We start from the raw sequence: 16,669 nt of genomic DNA, 5'->3' as shown, positions 1-16,669 counted from the left end.
AACCTTTTTTAACGAGATATATTTTGTGAAACAATTAAATTAAAAATTTTTTGCGCAAGATCTCTCGCGGCACCTTGATTGGTTTCAATAATATAGTGCGCGACTTCACGATAAAGAGGATCACGGGCAGCCAATAAATCTCGTAGCTTTTGCTCTGGATTTTCCACTTGAAGAAGTGGGCGATTTTTGTCGCGGTAGGTTCGTTGTAACTGAATTTCCACCGGAGTATATAGATAAACAACAATACCACGTTGTTTTAAAAATTCACGATTTGGGGGCTGAGTCACAGCACCACCGCCAGTCGCCAAGACCAGTTGTTTCTTTGCAGTTAACTCATCAATGACATTCGTTTCACGACTTCTAAAGCCTTTTTCCCCTTCCTTTTCAAAAATCCAAGGAATAGTCGCACCTGTTTTACGTTCAATTTCATGATCACTGTCTAGAAATTCACGTCCTAACAATTCTGCTAAATGTCGCCCTACGGTTGTTTTTCCTGCCCCCATCGGCCCTACCAAATAGATATTTGGTAGGGTTTCAAACTCTTTGCTTGGCAAGGAGTCACCTATTTCTTTTGTTAAATTGAAAATATATTAATGATTTCTGGTAACACTGTCATTAACAATTCGCGGAGTAACAAAAATCAGTAACTCATTTTTTGCATCGCTTTTCAAATCTTTACGGAATAAGCGACCTACATAAGGAATATCACCTAAGAACGGTACTTTAATTTGCTTACTTTGTGTTTCCTGATTAAAAATACCGCCGAGCACAACAGTTTCACCATTGTTGACTAAGACATCGGTATTAATTTCATTTTTATTCAGGATAATTTCACCATTTTGTGCATATCCTGCTGGTGAGTCGCTCTTGATATTCAGCTTCATTTGCACTTTACCATCTGGAGTAATGCTAGGCGTGACATCCAAACTTAATAAAGCTTCTTTAAACTCGGTAGAAGAAGTTGCATTTGAACCTGTACCCGTTGTGGTTTGATACGGAATTTCTTGACCTGATGCAACTTTGGCAGGTTGTTTATCCGCTGTCAGTACCTTAGGTGTAGAAATGACTTCACCATAACCATCCGCTTGTAAAGCAGAAAGCTCTAAATCCAACATAAAATCAGAAAGACTAATTAAGCCGAACGCAATTCGACTGGCACCTGCAGTAGTCACACCTAAGTCCACGTTTAAGTTACTTGGACGTTGAATCGTATATTTACCATCATCATCCGGTGTTTTTAAGTCCCAAAGCGTAGTATCACTACCACCCACCAATAAATGGTCATTTTGGTTAATCCCTTGAGACAAGAGACCCCATTTCACACCCATTTCTTTGGTAAAGTCGGTAGAAGCTTTTACAATACGTGCTTCGACCATGACCTGCTTGACTGATACATCAAGCAAATCCACCATCTTACGAATCTGATCAATGTTTTGCGCGGTATCATTAATAATCAGTGTATTTGTACGCGTATCTGCAGAAATCGTTCCGCGTGGACTTAACAAATTACCCCGATCATCATCAGCATTATTACTATTATTTGACGAACCGCTATTACCCGCAGTTTTAGACTGCGTAATCAGCTTCTCTATCTCAGCAGCTTTTGCATAGCTTAACGTTAAATATTCAGTCTGTAATGGTGCCAACTTCATACTTTGACGTAAGGCTTTTGCTTCTTCTTCTTCCGCTTTAATCAACTCAGACACAGGCGCAATCCAAATCACATTACCATTACGACGTTTGTCCAAATTCTTGGTTTTCAATACGATATCTAGTGCTTGATCCCAAGGCACATCTTTTAAGCGAAGTGTAATATTTCCTTGAACCGTATCAGCAGCAACCATATTGATTTCAGTGAAATCAGCCAAAAGTTGCAGCACACGACGTACTTCAATATCTTGGAAGTCTAATGAAATCTTCTTACCGGTATAATGATTGGCAGCTTTAGGACGTAATGGATTCTTATCTTCCGGACGTTTCAAACTTACCGTTAATTTATTATCAGTTTGGTACGCCATATATTCATAGCTGCCCGTCGACTGAATGGTAATCACACCATTACCGCCATCATTATGTGCATCTACCGTTGCAACAGGTGTTGCAAAATCATTGACATTTAAACGGCGAGTCAAATGTGCAGGTACTTTATTGCCTAAAGTACGGATCACCACTTTACTGCCTTGCTGTTGAACATCAACGGGAGTATTTCCACCGAGTAAATCAACAACAACTTGACCTTCACCATTAGAACCACGGTGGAAACCAATATTTGAGATGCCCTGTTGCTGACGTTGTGCTACAGGCTGTACATAATTTGCAGCTTGTGCAGAGTTGATTTTTAAAATAAAGGTATTACCTTCAACACGCGTGGTAAAAGCGCCAGCATTGGCTAAATTCACAGTTAAGCGCGCACGTTGTGCATCCGAACTCACATCCACAGTGCTCGCTTCAGCCGTTGCAACAGGAATTGAACTTTGTTTTAAATTTTGTTGTGCTTTATCAAAGTCTAAAACCAATCGTGATGGTTGATCGAGTTGATAAGCTTGTGGTTGCGGCGGCAAGCCATTAAACATCACGCGAATTTCAGTCCCTTGACCTGGAATTTGCATTGGTACCACATTGGTTACACTCACCTGAGCATTGGCAACTTGCATCATCGCCATTGCAACAGCCCCCATCGAAAACTGACGAAACACATGATTCATTGTATTGCCATCCCCAAAAATAAAATCTTGTACACTATTCTTCATTTTTATTCCTTTAAGCTTAAGGTGCTGGTCCAATTAATATGAGACTTCTAGGACGCTCTACATATCCTTCTCGCCCATCCGGAATAATCTCAATCAAATCAATTTGAGTCGGGGTAATATTTACCACTCGACCATGATTGAGCCCCATATAACTTCCACGTTGAATACGCTCAACTTCACCATCAGGTGTCTGAATCAAGGCTAATATTTGCCCAGATTGGTTACGCATACTACCCTTCATATTCAGGGTTTCGAGTGCATAACTCTCCAAAGGTTGAGGCTGACGACTCAAGTTTGGATAAACACGCTTGCCTGCCATGATTTTAAGTTCTGCTGCCAAGGAACTTGGCAAGAACGGACTTTTTAAAGAATGCGCCGCATAATTAAAAGTTTCGACAGGTACAAAATCTGGCGCAGGTTCAATCGCTAGTGGAGCTTGATTGCGTATATTTGCCATCTCTTGATTGACTACATCGATACGTGATTCACAACCTGCTAAAAAGAAAACAGCAAGAGAAGCAAATGTAAACTTAGTTATTTTCATTACTTAGCCCCCTTACTTTTCTTTGAATTATTCATAGATTTATTTTTACTATCCTGAGTGCCTTTCCCATCGGTGCTATTTGCTTCAGTATTAGATGACTGCTCAGCATTCCCTTCATAACGATATGTTTTTGCAGAAATAACATAGTCAATTTTTGGAATATCTGAGTTCTTTTCTTTATTTTCAGTTGCTGTAATCGTTAAATTATGCAATGTCACAATCCGTGAAAGCCCTGCAATACCACTTACAAATGAACCAAAGGCATGGTAATCACCTGTTGCTTCAATACGAATTGGCTGTTCCGTAAAGAATTCTTGCTTCACTTCAGGCTCAAGACGAATAATTTTAAATTTCAATCCAGAATTCACGCCTGTTAAGTTGATATCTTCAACCAAACCTGGAATTTCAGTTTCTTTCGGCAATTGTTCTAACTGTTGATTAAAACGTGCTTCCATATCCTGCAACTGCAATTGATATTGTTGCAAATTACGTAGTTTTGAATCTTTTTCACGAAACTCATTTAACAAATTTTGTTCTTGTGCATTGGCACTTGAAATAGCTTCAATCTTGCCTTTAATCGCCAAGAAATAGCCCAAAATTGCCACAAGGATAATGATAAAAATCCAACATGTAATTTTGACTGAAATTGGCCAACTACCATAGTTATTCGGATCTAGCGTATTGAACTGCTGTACAAACTTATCAAAAGTCATTTTCTTTTTCGGAATGACCACAGCATCTTGATTCAATTGTTCAAATTCATCACGACTCATTTTGCAGCCTCCGGAGTTGGTGTTGCTGCAGTTTGTGCGTCAGATGTTTGCGCCGATGAAGCTAACTGTCCTGCATTTGCTGCTGGATCATTAATGGTCGGCTGCGCAATTTGCTCCAAATCAGCAGTCACAGTAAATGCACCATAAGATTCTTCTACGCGAGGAACCACTGACGTCGGCGCTTTGTCTTTTTTCTCTTCCGCCACGAGGAATGAGCTCATGAAGGCATTACGATACCAAGGTGATGCTTCCAAATTACGCAGTAGATCTGCAACAGTGTTTGGACTTTCCGCACGCCCTTCGATCATAAATTTGTCGCCATTACGTTCAAATTTTGTGATGTACATATTGGCAGGTGTCACACGAACCAATTCATCTACAAGATGTACAGCGATTGGACGTTGACCTTGTAAGCCTTGAATCAACTTCATTCGTTCAATAATGGCATTACGCTGTTCTTGTAAACCATCCAAAGACTTTAATTGAACATCTAAGTTTTGGTTATGACTGATAATCAATTGGTTCGCTTGTTCTTGATCTTTTAATTTGTGATCAAAGTACAACCATGTTAAACCAACCCCAATTACCCCAATTAAGAAAGCCCCAATACAAAGTGCAATAAATTCTTTTTTTCGTTTCTCTCTTAGCTCATCACGCCAAGGGAGCAAGTTAATTTTTGCCATTAATCAAAACTCCTCAATGCTAGACCGCATGCCACCATGAGTGATGAGGCATCATTTTCAATTTTTTTAATATCAATTTGAGGTGAAAAACCCATTTGTAAGAATGGATTGGCAATCGTGACGCGGTAACCCAATTTTTGTTGAAGTAATTTTGCAAGCCCCGGAATATTGGCATTCCCCCCTGCCAATAAAATATGGTCAATTTCGTTGAACTGTGAAGATGAGAAAAAGAACTGTAAAGAACGTGCTGCTTGTTGAACGACAGCTTCTAAGAAGGGTTCTAAGACTTCGATATCATAATCATCTGGCAAGGCACGTGTTTTTTTCGCTCGACCTGCTTCTTCGAAAGACAATGCATAGCGATTTTGAATTTCCTGTGTCAATTGTTTGCCACCAAACACTTGCTCACGGGTATAAATCACTTTGTTATTCTGCATGACAGATAAGGTCGTCATACTATGACCAATATCTAAAATACCCACGGTATTCACACCCATTGGCAAAGTATCTGAGAAAACTTTAAATGCATTTTCAATTGCAAAGCTTTCTACATCACCAATTTTTGGTGTAAGACCAGCAAGCTGAATGACTTCCGCACGCGCTTCGACATTTTCAATACGCGTAGCGACAAGCAAAACATTGACACGATTTGGGTTGGACAGACGATCTGGCAAGACCTCAAAATCAAGGCTCGCTTCATCAAGTGGGAACGGAATGTATTGCTCAGCATCATCACGAATCTGAATTTCACGTTCATCATCGTTCATATCTGCGTCCATTTCGATGATTTTTGTAATCACCATCGACGTTGGAACCGCCAAAGCTGCATTAGTGGTCTGCGTATTGGCCAAATTAATTGCGCGCTCTAAACAGTCACCGACAGCTTCCGGATTCAATATGTTCTTTTCAACAACACTTCCTTCTGGTAATGGCACCAAAGCATAGCTTTCTACCCAATACCGCCCACTCTTTACAGAAAGTTCCAAAACCTTAACAGAAGTCGAACTAATATCTACTCCTATTAACCCCTTATTTGGCTTACGATATAACCTGAGCACAATATAATTCCTATTATTTTTTTATCCCCAAAAAAATTAACCCACTAATTAGCATTGGTCTATAATTTTATACAGATACAATAACTCATCTAACAATCCGTATATCGAAAGGATATACTGACCACCAATTAGTTTGCCATTAGCTCTTATTAAAACTTACTTGTTATGAAAAAGCTATCTTGTTCAGGCCTTGTTCATCCATTTTTTTTGGCCATTATTATTGTTTTGGTCGCAATTCCAATGGGTTTCTATGGCATGTATCTCTATATTGCCCCGTCTTTGCCTGAAATGTCCATCTTAAAAAAGGCTCCATTATTAAAACCATTGCAAGTTTATAGTGCTGATAATGAGCTGATTGCAGAATATGGTGGCAAACTTTCGGTTCCTGTAGAGTACGACCAAATCCCGTCTCATTTCATTCATGGCTTTTTAGCTGCGGAAGATTCTTCGTTCTTTGAACACAGCGGAATTAGTTTCAAAGGATTGGGGCGTGCCGTCAGTGAAAGTATTACGGGCTCAGATGTGCAAACGGGTGGTTCAACCATTACCATGCAGGTTGCAAAAAACTATTATCTGACTCCAGAGCGTACTTTAAAACGTAAACTAACCGAAGTTTTCCTTGCTCGAAAAATTGAACAAAATCTAAGTAAGGAAGAAATTTTAACGCTGTATGTTAACAAAATCTTTTTGGGCAAAAATGCATACGGGATCGCAGCAGCAGCAAAAATTTATTATAACAAGAGCTTGCAAGATTTGAGCTTGGCTCAAATGGCAATGATTTCAGGCTTACCCAAAGCACCATCAAAATATAATCCTGTAGCCAATCCAAAACGTGCTTTAGAGCGTCGTAATTGGATTTTAGGACGTATGTTGCAATTGGGTTATATCAATCAATCGGAATATCAAAAAGCAATTGCTGAACCGATTAATCTCGATATGCCTGACCGCGGAGTCAGCAACAAATTCCCCTATGTCGGGGAAATGGTTCGCTCTGAGCTTGTAGAAAAGTTTGGCGAACAAGCGACAGATTCTGGCTATAAAGTCTATACCACCATCAACAGCCAACGCCAAGCCTATGCTGAGCAAGCTGTGCAAGATGGTCTTGAAGCTTACGATAGACGACATGGTTGGCGTGGTGCAGAAGCACATGATGAGCCATTAAAAAACTTTATCCCATATGCTAACACTTATCCTGCCGAAGTCACTAAAGTCAACAACACCAGTATCGAAGTGTTGATGCAAGACGGCAGTAGTGTGACTGTTCCATGGTCAGGTCTGTCTTGGGCACGTCCCTATCGCAATGCCAATAGTGTAGGCAATGCGCCAAGCAAAGCCTCACAAATTGTTAAAGTAAAAGATATTATTCGCCTACGTCCGAATGCTGATAAAAGCTCATGGGCTTTGGTGCAAATTCCAAAAGCGCAAGGTCAATTAATCGCACTCAACCCCAATAATGGTGGCATTGAAGCCATTGTCGGTGGTTATAATTTTTATCAATCTAAATTTAACCGTGCTCTACAAGGCTGGCGTCAGCCGGGTTCAACCATTAAACCCTTTGTTTATGCTTTAGCACTTGAACGCGGTATGACTCCATACTCCATGGTCAATGACAATCCAATTACGATTGGCAAGTGGACGCCTAAAAATTCTGACGGTCGGTATTTAGGGATGATTCCTCTACGCCGTGCCCTATATTTATCACGTAACACGGTCTCTGTTCGCTTATTACAAGTCGTCGGAATTGAACGTACTCGCCAATTATTTATGGATTTTGGCTTACAAGAAAACCAAATTCCACGTAACTACACCATTGCTTTAGGTACCCCACAGGTGTTGCCGATTCAAATGGCGACAGGTTATGCGACTTTTGCCAACGGTGGATATCGTATTCAACCGCACTTTATTAGTCGTATTGAAGATGCTTATGGCAAAGTGATCTATCAAGCCAATCCTGAATATGCATGTATTCAATGTATCAATCAAAAGGACGAAGTTGAATCTGCAGATCCGACCACGCCGGATGATGAAGTGATTGAAGTCACTAATCAGGATAATAAACCTGCTGAATCGAAAATTTCAGATACTGAAGCAGCAAACTATAAACAAGCTCAGCGAATTTTGAAGTCAAGTTCGGCCTTTGATATGGCGAACATCTTGCGTGACGTGATCCAACACGGTACAGGTCGTGCGGCATTAAAAATTGGTCGCGGTGATTTAGGTGGTAAAACCGGTACAACCAATGATGCAAAAGACGCGTGGTTTGCTGGATTTAATGGAAAATTAGTCACTGTGGCTTGGGTCGGTTTTGACCAACCCTCTACCTTAGGTCGTCGTGAATATGGTGGTGTTGCAGCTCTGCCGATTTGGTCAGATTTTATGGCGAAATCACTTAAAGGCACACCTGAAGCTTGGGTGCGTTTAGACACTCATGCCAAAAATCCAATCAATCGCAATTCAGCTAAAGCGACTCAAGGTCAACCTGAACAAGATCGTGCAGCAACGCCGCCGATGGCTCAACCGCTGTATCGTCCTGCTCCTGTTGTACCAAAACCACAGGCTACGCAAAATGATTTTGAAGATCTTCCAGGGGCTGCTGAAACCAATCTTGCACCTACTCGGACTGCGCCACCACCAATGCAGCCTAAACCACAAGGTACAGAGCATAAAACTGACGCACTTGATCATCTCATCGATCAAGTTCAGTAAATAAGCTGCATAAAAAAAGCCCTCAAACGAGGGCTTTTTTTATCACTTCCAATGCATTATTTCTTTTTAAAGAGATAAATTTGATACTGCGCTTGCAACTCAAATTGTTCATTTTTTTCTAGAGCTTCTCGACGCTCAGCTTTCACTTTATAGGCATAAGGCGTCATTGCAATTAAGTTTTTGAGATCCTGCTGAGAAAGTGACATTTTCGCTTGTACCACTTGCTCACTTTCCAATTCAAAATCATTCGCCAGTTGTTCCACAAATTTATGCGGTTCATGTAGTTTTACTTCTTCAAACAGGGCTTCACGCATTGCATAAAGATGCTCTGGCGCAGGTGTAACCACCATCAAGTGCCCCTCAGGCTTTAACACACGAAGGATTTCTTCTTGAGGAATAGGACTAAATAAACTCGTACACAAGTCAATCGAATGATCTAATACAGGTAAGGTTGCCCCTGTCCCAACCACCCAAGTCACCTCTTTATTCTGTTTAGCGGCCACTTGTACTGCATTTTTAGCGATATCGACACCCACACACTGTAATACTTCAGCTTGCATCGCATTGGTGTAATAGCCTTCACCACAGCCAATATCCAATAAGTTTTCAACACGTAACTTTTGAATCAAAGCCACTACTGTCTGTTGCAAAGGTGCATAGTGACCTGCACTTAAAAATGCTCGACGCGCCTGTACAGATTCAGGCGTATCACCCGGGTTTTTACTGTGTTTATGTTGAACCACATGTAAATTGACATAGCCTTGTTTTGCAACATCATAGCTATGATTATTTTCACAGCGCCATGTCCGCTCTGTGAGTTTCAATGCTTCACGGCATACAGGACACATCAACAGGTTCATCATTTACTCCACTATATTTTTGAAATAAAAAAACCGGCATCTGTGGGAGCAAATGCCGGTTTCGTTTATTTATTTGCTTAACGTAATTTTAAAGTCATTAGACCCAAAACTACCAGCATAATTGTGATAATCCAAAAACGAATCACCACCTGAGTTTCACGCCATCCCTTTTTCTCATAGTGATGGTGCAGCGGTGCCATTAAGAATACACGCTTGTTCCGCATACGCAGTGAGCCAATTTGCAAGAAAACAGAAATAGCTTCAACCACAAAGACACCGCCCATAATGGCAAAAACGATTTCTTGACGAACCATGACTGCGATCGTACCGAGCATCGCACCTAGAGATAAGGCACCGACATCACCCATAAACACTTGAGCAGGATGCGCATTAAACCATAAGAATGCCAAACCAGCACCGATTATTGCCGCACAGATCACGACCAGTTCAGATGCATATTTCACATAAGGAATATGTAAATAATCGGCAAAACGAACATCACCAGCCAGATAAGCAAATACACCTAAACCTGCGGCAACCAAAACGATCGGCATAATCGCCAGACCATCTAAACCATCGGTTAAGTTCACCGCATTAGATGCACCGTTAATCACCAAATAAGTAAAGACAATAAAGCCAATACCGAGTGGAATAATAGACAACGGAATGCTAATTTCTTTAAAGAATGGAATCAGCAGATCCAACATATTTGAGGTATGTACTGGGTTTGCTTGCTGTGTCGCAATCACATAGAGCGCAATACCGGCGCCTAACGATGCCACAGAAGTCCAAAAGAATTTCTTCTTCGCAGGCAGACCGGCATTGTCTTTATAACGGATTTTAATCCAGTCATCTGCCCAACCCACAGCACCAAAGATCACCATCACGCCAAGTACAATCCATACATAAGGGTTTGAAAGATCGGCCCAAAGTAAGGTTGAAATCCCAATAGACAGTAAAATCAACACACCGCCCATAGTCGGTGTGCCCATTTTTTTGGCATGATTTTCAGGTGCAAATGAACTGACTGCCTGACCATATTTGAGAGCTTGCAATTTGCGGATCATCACAGGTCCAAGCAACAGACCAATGGCCAATGCCGTTAAGACACTGAGTAGCGAACGAAGCGTTAAATAACGAACAACCTGAAACGAGCTGTGATAACCCGCAAGCTGCTCAAATAACCATAACAGCATTAAAGTTTCTCCATCAATTCAGCCATCAAAGTTTCCATGTGGGTATAACGAGAACCTTTAAACAGGAAACTCATGGACTGAGGCTGATGTGTTTTGACTAGACTAATTAATAACGGTAAGGCCTGTTCTTGAGATAGAAAGGCCTGTAATTTTTTACCATATTGGGTACTGCGCGCGCCTTCTTGCACAGCAGGTGAAAACTCACCGACAGCAACAACAAATTGAAGACCGGAGTGTGACACAAGGTCACGTCCCAACATGTAGTGCTGCTGTGCAGCAGATGAACCTAACTCACCAATATCCCCAATGACCATGACTTTGATGCCATCTTGCTGCGCAAGTACATCAGCAGCAGCACGCATTGAGGTTGGATTTGCATTGTAAGTATCATCAATAAACAAATAATCTTTATATTGAATAAAGTTTAGACGGCCTTTGGCACCTGTCGCATGTTCAAGCCCCACAACGATATCATCTAAACTCACACCAATCGACAACGCGAAAGCTGCGGCTGCAGTGGCATTTTGCACATTATGTTCACCAGCAAATGGCAGTTGAACAGGACGTGCACCTTGTGGCGTATTTAAGATAAAACGTGAAGATTGAGCCTGAAGCTCCGTCTCAGTCGCAAAGACATCCCCGCCCTGACCAAAACTCATTAATTGCTCAGTTTGCACAGCTTGACGAATGGCATCTGTAAAATCATCTGCCGCAGGCACAATCGAAGTTCCTGTTTTCGCTATATGTGCATAAATTTCAGACTTGGCACGACAAATGCCATCACGCCCACCAAATTCACCCATATGAGCAGTGCCAATATTTAAAATACCGGCAACCTGAGGCTGTACCAAATTTGAGGTGTAATCAATTTCACCCTTATGACTGGCACCAAGCTCCATCACGGCATACTGATGTTCTGGACGCAACTCAAGTAACATCATCGGTACGCCAAGGTCATTATTTAAATTACCGCGCGTAATTAATGTTGGTGCAAGACGAGAAAGGATACTCCCGAGCATCTCTTTGGTTGTGGTTTTACCACTGCTTCCTGTCAAGGCAATGACTTTTAAAGCTGGGTTTTGGGCACGACGAAATGCACCCAAATGTCCAAGCGCCAAACGTGTATCTGCAACCACCAACTGACAAATATCCACATCGACCGGATGACTCACAATGGCAATTTCACAACCCTTTTCAGCCACTTGAGCAAGGAAGTCATGCGCATCAAAGCGTTCACCTTTCAGGGCAAGAAAAGCGTCACCTTGCTCTGCATGACGTGAGTCGGTCAAAATTCGTTTTACAGAACCTGTCGGCGCTTGATTGTTATGCCAGTGACCTTGTGTCGCTTGAACCAACTGTTCGGCAGTCCATGGTTCTAACGGAACCGTACTGGTCGTTGAAGTATGCATATCTGTTTCCTATTGCGCTGGATAAGCAGAGTCAGTGTTGTGATGCTGTGAATCAATTGCTGATTTCACTTCCACCACATCATCAAACCAATGTCGAACACCATCAATTTCTTGATAGTTTTCATGGCCTTTACCAGCAATCACCACAATATCACCCGCTTGCGCATGGTTGACTGCAAATTTAATCGCTTCACGGCGGTCATGGATTTCATGGACAGTTTTTCCAGTAAAATCAATACCAGCCTTCATATCTGCAAAAATTTGTTCTGGGTTTTCAGTACGTGGATTATCCGAGGTAATCAACGCAACATCTGCATGGTTTAATGCCGCTTGTGTCATCAATGGACGCTTACCACGGTCACGATCACCACCACAGCCAAACACTGCCCATAACTGTTGCGATACATGACGTTTTAAGGTCTGTAACACTTGAACTAAAGCATCTGGTGTATGTGCATAATCCACCACAAACAGGCGTTCATCATCACGAATCACTTGCATACGACCCGGTGCACCTTTTAACTCGGGCGCAGTTGCGATCAAGGCAGATAAGTCAAAACCTGCTTGCTCCGCTGAAATTAAGCTCGCCACAATATTTTCAATATTGAAGTGCCCCAATAATGGACTTTGCACCACAAATTCAGCTTGAGCAGTACGCAATTTAAATTGTGCGCCCGTTAAGCTGTATTGAATATCGGTCACTTGATAATCCGCAGCCTGACGCGTTGAATAGGTCAAAATTTTAGGCTGAGCCGGATTTTGACGTGCAGCATTCAGCATCACTTCTGCATGTTCATCATCGAGATTGATGACTGCAACTTTGAGCGATGGAAACTGAAACAAACGTGATTTCGCTTCAGCATAGGCTTCAAGGGTTTTATGATAATCCAAATGGTCACGACTTAAATTGCTATAAGCGGCAATTTCAATTGCACAGCCATTTAATCGACCTTGTTCTAAGCCATGCGAACTTGCCTCAATGGCAGCAAACTCTGCACCTTCAAGTGCATAGGTATGCAACGCATTTTGCATATGTAACGCATCTAAAGTGGTGTGAGAAGAGGCTTCTAAATTCGGTAAAATCCCGTTTCCAGTGGTTCCCATCACTGCACATTTTTTGCCTTGCAGCATGAGTAATTCAGCGATTAAGCGTGAGATCGTGGTTTTACCATTGGTACCCGTCACAGCCAAAATCCGTACAGCTTGAGCTGGTTGAGTCGCCTGTAAATATTGCTTTTGCCACTGCCCCATCAATTGACGCACATCCGCGATCACGACACTTTGATCCAAGCCCAAATCAGTTTCTGAAATGACAGCCAACGCGCCATTCTCTAACGCTGCACGTGCAAATTGTGCTGTTTTTTCAGGTTGCGAAAACGAAGTCAGGGCAATAAATATTTGCCCTGCTGTAACTTTGCGACTATCCAGATTGAAGCCCTGAAAGGATTGCGACATCCATTCAGCGGGCTGTTCAACGGTGTATAGATCTTGAAACGTAATTTTCATTCATCACCTATTACTGGATCTTAGGAGTGTCTAAAGGTTTATCTAAAGGTACGTTCATTAAACGTAAAGATTCTTGCATTACACGAGCAAAAACGGGTGCAGCCACCAGACCACCGTAATACTGGCCTGTTGGGTTTTCCACCACAACAATCATGGCCAAACGTGGATCACTCACTGGTGCGACACCAGCAAAGAGTGCACGATATTCTGAAGTCGAATAGCCTTTACGGTCTGCACGTAATTTATGTGCTGTACCAGTTTTACCCGCCACGCGATAACCCGGAATATTGGCTTGACGTGCCGTACCACCCGGTAAGGTCACCGCTTCCATCATTAAAAGCACTTGATCAGCAATTTTAGGGTCAACCATCTGCTCACCTTTCGGCTTTTCCTCAAGCTTGTACAAGCTCAGTGGCATTTTGACGCCCTTATTGGCAATCATGGCATATGCATCAGCCAGTTGGAGCACTGTAGCGTTCAAACCATAACCATACGCCATGGTTGCTACTTCAGACACATTCCATTTGCTCTTCGGCAAAATCAGACCAGCACTTTCACCGGGGAATTTCACCGCTGAACGTTGACCAAAGCCAAGACGTTGATAGAAGGTCGGCAATGTTTCATAAGGGAGAGATAAAGCGATTTTTGCCACACCGACGTTAGACGATTTTTGAATAATGCCGCCCAAAGTCAGAGGGCCATAGTTATGCGTATCTCGGATAGTATGATTCCCTACACGCATAGAACCGGGTGTGGTATTTACAACGGTATTTGCCGTGTATTTACCGCTTTCCAATGCCATTGCCACGGTCAATGGCTTCATAGTTGAACCCGGCTCAAATGAGTCAATTGCACCACGGTTACGCATGGCATCTTTATTTAAGACACCTTTTTTATCATTTGGGTTGTAAGACGGCCAAGAGGTCATCGCTAAAATTTCACCCGTTTTGACATCGACAGCAATCGCTGTGGCAGAACGTGCGTTATTGGCTACGCCGGCTGCAGTCAACTCACGATACATAATGTATTGCAAACGTGAATCAATACTCAGCGTGATATTTTCACCCGACTCAACTTCTTTCACGATCTCAGGGTCTTTAACGCGGTTGCCCTTTTTATCACGGACAATTTGCTGCGCACCATCTACGCCTGCAAGACGTTCATTCAATTGCATCTCTAAACCTTCGATGCCCATACCCTCACTATTGGTTAAACCAATAATTTGTGAGTTTGGCTGAGGCTGTGGATAGTAGCGCTTATAGTTTTTCTCTGTATACACTCCCTGAAAGTCACGTTTCATGATCAATTCAGCTTGTTGTGGTGGCACTTCTTTCTTTAAAACTAAATAACGAGAACGTGGACGCTCATTCATTTTGCGTCTCAGTTCAGTACGATCCATCCCTACAGCATCAGCAAGTTCATCTAAATTCAGATTTTTATCCGGTAATTGACGTTTTAACTTACGGTTGTTTGGATCTTTAGCCAATTCGGCCGTAATTTCTTCAAAGAGTTTTTTATTGTCAAAATAATCACGTGGATCGATCACGATTTTCATGATCGGAGTACTAATGGCTAAAGGAACGCCGTGACGGTCATAGATTACACCGCGCATGGCTTTTAAGGTTTCAGTTCTTAAAATTTTGGCATTGGCTTTATTTTGTAAAAAGTCTTTATTGATGATTTGTACATAAAAAGCCCGCCCGACCAATGCAATAAAGCACAGTAAAACCACCGCCCACATCAAGTGATAGCGCCACATCTCCACCGAAATGGCTGTACGACCAGTAACAGACTGCTGTTTTTTACGCGGAGTTTGTTTGTTTCTCTTTTCAACCATGTGACCGGCAGCCTATTTTTTCTGTTCTGGAGTTTGTGGCAATGAAATAACAACGGTTTGTGCAATAGGAGGCGAATACATCCGTAATTGGGTAACTGCACGTGTCCCAATTTGGGCTGTTGCACCAAAAGTTTGTTGTTCGATCAGCAAACGTCCCCATTCTGCATTGAGGTCATCCCTTTCACGCATATAGGTACTCAATTGACGATAATCTTGGCGATATTCAAAGACTTGAAACACCACCATAATCGCACTCACAAAAACCAAGAGCAATAAAATGCCGTATGTAATGATTTTCTTTGACTGCGATTGATCAGAGTTTTTTTCGATTGCTTCGGTTTTCATTCTTTGCCTTTTAAGCTAAACGCTCTGCCACACGAAGCCAAGCACTACGAGATCGTGGATTGGCTTTAACTTCTTCTTCACTTGCTTTAATTCGTGACACTTTTTTTAAGCGGCGGGTATCTTCGCGTTTTTGTGGTAAACCCCAGCCTGTGTCTTCTGCAAGTGTAGATTCTTTTTGAATAAATTGTTTAATTAAACGATCCTCTAAAGAGTGGAAACTGATCACTGCCAGAGTGCCTTCAGGTTTCAGCATCTCCACCGCTTGAGGTAAGAAGATATCAATATCGTCGAGTTCTTTGTTAATAGCAATACGAATTGCTTGGAAAGTTCGTGTCGCTGCATGTTTATTTTTTTCCCATTTCGGGTGGGCAACTTTCACGATTTCGGCCAATTGAGCTGTGGTTTCAATATACCCTGCCGCTTTAATCGCTTTGGCAATACGGCGGCTATAACGCTCTTCACCATATTTAAAAATAATATTGGCCAAATCTTCTTCTTCAATATCAACCAACCACTCTGCGGCTGTTGGACCTTGTGAATTGTCCATACGCATATCAAGTGGGCCATCTTTCATAAAGCTAAAGCCACGCTCTGCTTGGTCTAGCTGCGGAGATGACACCCCTAAATCCGCCATAATACCGTCTACCAAGTCGATACCACGACTACGCAGTTCCTCTTTTAAATCGGCAAAACTAGCGTGAATAATTTTAAAACGCGCATCTTCTTGTTCTAATTCTGCTGCAACAGCCAACGCTTGCGGATCTTTATCAAAGGCATAAACACGTGCGTTTTCATCTAATTTAGACAGTAATAAACGCGTATGACCACCACGCCCAAATGTGCCATCTACGAAAATTCCTGTATTGCGATCTGCCAGTAAAGCATCAACAGTTTCATGAAGTAATACAGAAATATGCGACATAAGGGTTCGTTCAACACAGCTAAAAATGTAACTGCACATTATTACCTTGTTTTAGCAAAGCTCCAAACGTCTTTTTGTAC

Annotated in this window: 14 protein-coding genes; 1 reads left to right on the top strand and 13 read right to left on the bottom strand. The window is 42.0% G+C overall.

Annotated features, from left to right (window positions below; all coding sequences use genetic code 11):
• Positions 1–8: 8 nt before the first annotated feature.
• The 6 genes from aroK to AC25JC_RS02515 form a co-directional block, all read right to left on the bottom strand.
• Positions 9–554, bottom strand: a complete 546-nt coding sequence (gene aroK / locus AC25JC_RS02540; RefSeq protein WP_078189378.1) for a shikimate kinase AroK — start codon at positions 552–554, stop codon at positions 9–11.
• Positions 555–590: 36 nt separating this feature from the next.
• Positions 591–2,705: a type IV pilus secretin PilQ gene (locus tag AC25JC_RS02535; protein WP_180116088.1), complete on the bottom strand. Its 2,115-nt coding sequence runs from the start codon at positions 2,703–2,705 to the stop codon at positions 591–593.
• Between the two features lie 61 nt (positions 2,706–2,766).
• Positions 2,767–3,294: a pilus assembly protein PilP gene (locus AC25JC_RS02530; protein WP_111884140.1), complete on the bottom strand. Its 528-nt coding sequence runs from the start codon at positions 3,292–3,294 to the stop codon at positions 2,767–2,769.
• On the bottom strand, positions 3,294–4,067 hold the full coding sequence (locus tag AC25JC_RS02525) for a type IV pilus inner membrane component PilO (RefSeq protein ID WP_486923396.1): 774 nt from the start codon (positions 4,065–4,067) through the stop codon (positions 3,294–3,296). The genes AC25JC_RS02530 and AC25JC_RS02525 overlap by 1 nt, the downstream gene beginning before the upstream one ends.
• Positions 4,064–4,750, bottom strand: coding sequence for a PilN domain-containing protein (locus AC25JC_RS02520; protein ID WP_180093087.1), 687 nt, complete (start codon positions 4,748–4,750; stop codon positions 4,064–4,066). The genes AC25JC_RS02525 and AC25JC_RS02520 overlap by 4 nt, the downstream gene beginning before the upstream one ends.
• Entirely contained in the window at positions 4,750–5,808 is a 1,059-nt protein-coding gene (locus AC25JC_RS02515; RefSeq protein ID WP_078192532.1) for a pilus assembly protein PilM, read from the bottom strand. Before AC25JC_RS02515 ends, AC25JC_RS02520 begins: the two co-directional genes overlap by 1 nt.
• Positions 5,809–5,973: 165 nt before the next feature.
• On the opposite strand from AC25JC_RS02515, the gene ponA reads away from it, so the two are divergent.
• Positions 5,974–8,514 carry a penicillin-binding protein PBP1a gene (gene ponA, locus AC25JC_RS02510; protein ID WP_486923395.1) on the top strand — a complete coding sequence of 847 codons (2,541 nt, stop codon included), beginning with the start codon at positions 5,974–5,976 and terminating at the stop codon, positions 8,512–8,514.
• Between the two features lie 56 nt (positions 8,515–8,570).
• Here the strand turns inward: ponA and AC25JC_RS02505 are convergent, their stop codons facing one another.
• The 7 genes from AC25JC_RS02505 to rsmH all read right to left on the bottom strand — a co-directional run bounded on the left by AC25JC_RS02505 (position 8,571) and on the right by rsmH (position 16,589).
• On the bottom strand, positions 8,571–9,374 hold the full coding sequence (locus AC25JC_RS02505) for a putative RNA methyltransferase (RefSeq protein WP_486923452.1): 804 nt from the start codon (positions 9,372–9,374) through the stop codon (positions 8,571–8,573).
• A 77-nt stretch (positions 9,375–9,451) separates the two neighbouring features.
• The gene (mraY, locus tag AC25JC_RS02500) at positions 9,452–10,570 is read right to left on the bottom strand and encodes a phospho-N-acetylmuramoyl-pentapeptide-transferase (protein WP_180024283.1); all 1,119 of its coding nucleotides are present in this window, start codon (positions 10,568–10,570) and stop codon (positions 9,452–9,454) included.
• Entirely contained in the window at positions 10,570–11,979 is a 1,410-nt protein-coding gene (locus AC25JC_RS02495) for a UDP-N-acetylmuramoyl-tripeptide--D-alanyl-D-alanine ligase (RefSeq protein ID WP_486923394.1), read from the bottom strand. Before AC25JC_RS02495 ends, mraY begins: the two co-directional genes overlap by 1 nt.
• 9 nt (positions 11,980–11,988) lie before the next feature.
• Positions 11,989–13,485, bottom strand: a complete 1,497-nt coding sequence (locus tag AC25JC_RS02490; protein WP_486923393.1) for a UDP-N-acetylmuramoyl-L-alanyl-D-glutamate--2,6-diaminopimelate ligase — start codon at positions 13,483–13,485, stop codon at positions 11,989–11,991.
• Positions 13,486–13,495: 10 nt separating this feature from the next.
• Positions 13,496–15,322 (bottom strand): penicillin-binding protein PBP3, encoded by a 1,827-nt coding sequence (ftsI, locus tag AC25JC_RS02485; protein WP_486923392.1) that lies wholly within the window; start codon positions 15,320–15,322, stop codon positions 13,496–13,498.
• 12 nt (positions 15,323–15,334) lie between these two features.
• On the bottom strand, positions 15,335–15,667 hold the full coding sequence (ftsL, locus tag AC25JC_RS02480; RefSeq protein WP_078189390.1) for a cell division protein FtsL: 333 nt from the start codon (positions 15,665–15,667) through the stop codon (positions 15,335–15,337).
• 10 nt (positions 15,668–15,677) lie between these two features.
• Positions 15,678–16,589 carry a 16S rRNA (cytosine(1402)-N(4))-methyltransferase RsmH gene (gene rsmH / locus AC25JC_RS02475; protein WP_180011304.1) on the bottom strand — a complete coding sequence of 304 codons (912 nt, stop codon included), beginning with the start codon at positions 16,587–16,589 and terminating at the stop codon, positions 15,678–15,680.
• Between the last annotated feature and the right edge of the window lie 80 nt (positions 16,590–16,669).

This window comes from Acinetobacter sp. P37, from assembly GCF_057480965.1.
This window is presented reverse-complemented; position numbering and strand designations above follow the sequence as displayed.